The sequence below is a fragment of the uncultured Campylobacter sp. genome (genome assembly GCF_938018145.1).
GTDB lineage: Bacteria > Campylobacterota > Campylobacteria > Campylobacterales > Campylobacteraceae > Campylobacter_A.
Window position 1 is genome coordinate 1 of record NZ_CALIII010000407.1, and the last position, 2,701, is coordinate 2,701.

Annotated in this window: 5 protein-coding genes; all 5 read right to left on the reverse strand. The window is 46.7% G+C overall.

The features are described from left to right. Nucleotides 1–92: twin-arginine translocation signal domain-containing protein (locus Q0338_RS11080; protein ID WP_366119883.1), on the reverse strand; the 92-nt coding region annotated here is incomplete at its 3' end. Between the two features lie 431 nt (nt 93–523). Then, nucleotides 524–1,336, reverse strand: coding sequence for a carbon-nitrogen hydrolase family protein (locus tag Q0338_RS09355; protein ID WP_298086515.1), 813 nt, complete (start codon nt 1,334–1,336; stop codon nt 524–526). Further along, the gene (xseB, locus tag Q0338_RS09360) at nt 1,329–1,523 is read right to left on the reverse strand and encodes an exodeoxyribonuclease VII small subunit (RefSeq protein ID WP_002948190.1); all 195 of its coding nucleotides are present in this window, start codon (nt 1,521–1,523) and stop codon (nt 1,329–1,331) included. The genes Q0338_RS09355 and xseB overlap by 8 nt, the downstream gene beginning before the upstream one ends. Continuing rightward, on the reverse strand, nt 1,516–2,616 hold the full coding sequence (locus Q0338_RS09365) for a homoserine O-acetyltransferase (RefSeq protein WP_298086516.1): 1,101 nt from the start codon (nt 2,614–2,616) through the stop codon (nt 1,516–1,518). The genes xseB and Q0338_RS09365 overlap by 8 nt, the downstream gene beginning before the upstream one ends. After that, a partial coding sequence (locus Q0338_RS09370; RefSeq protein ID WP_298086517.1) for a hypothetical protein occupies nt 2,616–2,701 on the reverse strand: 86 nt, incomplete at its 5' end. The genes Q0338_RS09370 and Q0338_RS09365, both read right to left, overlap by 1 nt.

A 2,701-nucleotide genomic window follows, 5' to 3' on the forward strand; every position in this document is an offset into this window, starting at 1 on the left:
GCTTGCGCATTTACCGCACCTAGAGCTAAAGCTCCGGCACCTACCATACTTAACTTAACAAAATCTCTTCTTGAAACGTTTGAGTTTTTCATAGCTTCTCCTTAAATTTACTTAGCTATTACCTGTAAATCTTTAATTTACGACTCTACTCTAAATACCTTTATTACTATTGGCGTCTTTTGGGCGTCCTCCTTAGATTAAATTTATTTTAGCTAGTGTTATTATAGGACTTAACTTTAAAGAATAAGCTTAAATGAAGGTGTAATTTGGAATTTATTTGTAATATTTAAAGATTTATTTAGCCTAAAAACGTGATTATATCGGGGTAGGGGTGGAATGAAAATAAATTTAAATTTAGTCTAATTAAGTTGATTTATTGTGCAAAATTTAAAGATAAAAAAATATATTTGATCAAATTTGGCGATAATATAAAATTTAAGGGTAGGGTAAATTTAGCAAATCGGCAAAATTTGCAGATAAAATGACGGCAAATTTGAATACATTTGCCGCCTGAAAGCTAAATTTAGCCTAGTCTTTTATGTAAAATTTGAGAAAATCCCCATAGGTGTCTAGCCTGTGCGAGTTCGGTTTTTTCGAGTTTTGCCACCATCATCTCTTCGTTTTTTCCTAGGCGCGAAACCACCTCGCCAAACGGGCTAATCAGCATCGAATCGCCGTAAAAGCTCCACTGCTCGCCGCTAGCGGCCTTGTGATTGCCGACGCGGTTTACGCGTAAAACATAGACGTTGTTCGTAAAGGCGCGGGTCTTTAGCAGCTCCTCCCAGCGCGACTCGCTAAAAAACGTGCATGCGGTGGGAACTACGACGGCATCGACTTTCTTGCGCGCCATATAGGCCCACGCCGCATCAAAATGCGCCTCAAAGCCAAACATCGCGCCGATTTTAAATTTTTCGTAGCTAAAGACGGGTAAATTTAGCTCGCCATCCTCTTTGTTAGCAAAAAATTTCGCCTCGTTCCAGTGCGGGTAGGGCATCAAGATCTGCTGCTCGTAAAAGCGCGAGGACGCAGGACTAAATCTCGCCGCGACCTTGACGAAGCCTTTGCCTTTGGGCAGTACGAGCGGGGCTAGGATTTCTAGATTGTATTTTTGCGCCATTGCGGCAAGCGCATGTTTTTTGCGCTCGCTTTGCTCTTTGATGAGGCTTTTTGGCATTAGCTCTAGCTCTTTAAAAAAGCTGTTTAGCACGTACTCGCCGAGCACCACGAGTCTAGCGCCTTCGCCCGCGCAAATCCTAAAATAATAATCCAGCCTCGACTCGCTCATGGGCTGCGTCGGCAGCTGTAAGGCGCAAACGGCTGCGGTCGCGTTATTCATCGTCTGCGTCCTTTACCACTAGCTTTGCGTTTTGCAGGATTTTGTCTGCCTCCTCGAGCAGCTTTTTGCCCTCTTTGTGCAGCTTGACGCTTTGCTCTAGGCTCAAATTTTCATCGCCTAGCTGTTTTAAAATTTCATTTGCTTTGGCGAGTTTGCTCTCAAAATCCTCGCTTAAATTTTCACTCATCTAAAACCTTTTTTATGATTTTTTCAAATTTATCTACTTCGACCAAAAACGCGTCGTGGCCGTAGTCGCTGTCTATCTCGTGGTAGTCGCACGCCTTGCCGATATCCTGCAGCGTCTCGTGCATCTCGCGCATACAGCTTGGCGGAAACAGCATATCGCCGCTAAATGCGACCAGCGTAACCTTGGCGCAAATAGGCAAAAGAGCGTGCGCGAGGTCGTCGTAGTGGCGCGTGCAGTCAAAGATATTCATCATCTTTACGATGTAAAGGTAGCTCAGCGGATCAAAGCGCTTTGGAAAGCCGTGGCCGTTGTACTCCATATATCGATCGACCTGAAACCGCCCCGTAAGCTCGTAAAGACCGTCGGTTTCGACGTAGTTGCGGCCAAATTTGGAGTCCATGGAGCTAGGCGAGAGAAAGCTGATGTGCCCCGCCATACGCCCTAGCGCCATGCCGGTTAGCCCCTGCGCGGCGATGTCGTTTTCGTCGTATTGGCCGTCTTTGAAGCCTGGATCGCGCAGGATGCCTTCGATCGCGATTTTGTTAAACGCGATCGCCCAGGCCTTGCTCTGATAGGTGCTGGCTAGGATGATGACGTTTTTAGCAAAATTTGGAAACTCGATCGCAAAGCAAAGCGCCTGCATACCGCCTAGGCTGCCGCCCACGACCGCATGCGCGCGCTCGATGCCTAAGTGCTCAAAAAGCCTCATCTGCGCCTTTACGACGTCGCTGATGGTTAGCACCGGAAAGCGCAAACGATACTGCTTGCCCGTGCTTTTTTCGATACTTAAGGGATTTGTAGAGCCGAAATTTGATCCGAGGATATTTACGCAGATGACGAAAAATTTGCTCGTATCTATGCCCTTGCCATCGCCCACTAGCGCGTCCCACCAGCCAAATTTCTGCTCGTTTTCGTATCTGCCTGCGGCGTGGTGGCTACCCGTTAGCGCGTGACAGACGACTATGACGTTGCTTTTATCCTCGTTTAGCTCGCCGTAGGTTTCGTAAGCGAGCTCAAATTCGGGTAAAATTCGGCCGCTCTCCAGATAGAGCGGCTCATTAAATTTTACTTTGCCGGTTTTTAAATTTAGCACTAATTGACTTTGTAGTTAGGGGCTTCTTGCGTGATTACTACGTCGTGGACGTGGCTCTCTTTTAGTCCGGCGCTAGTAATCTCGA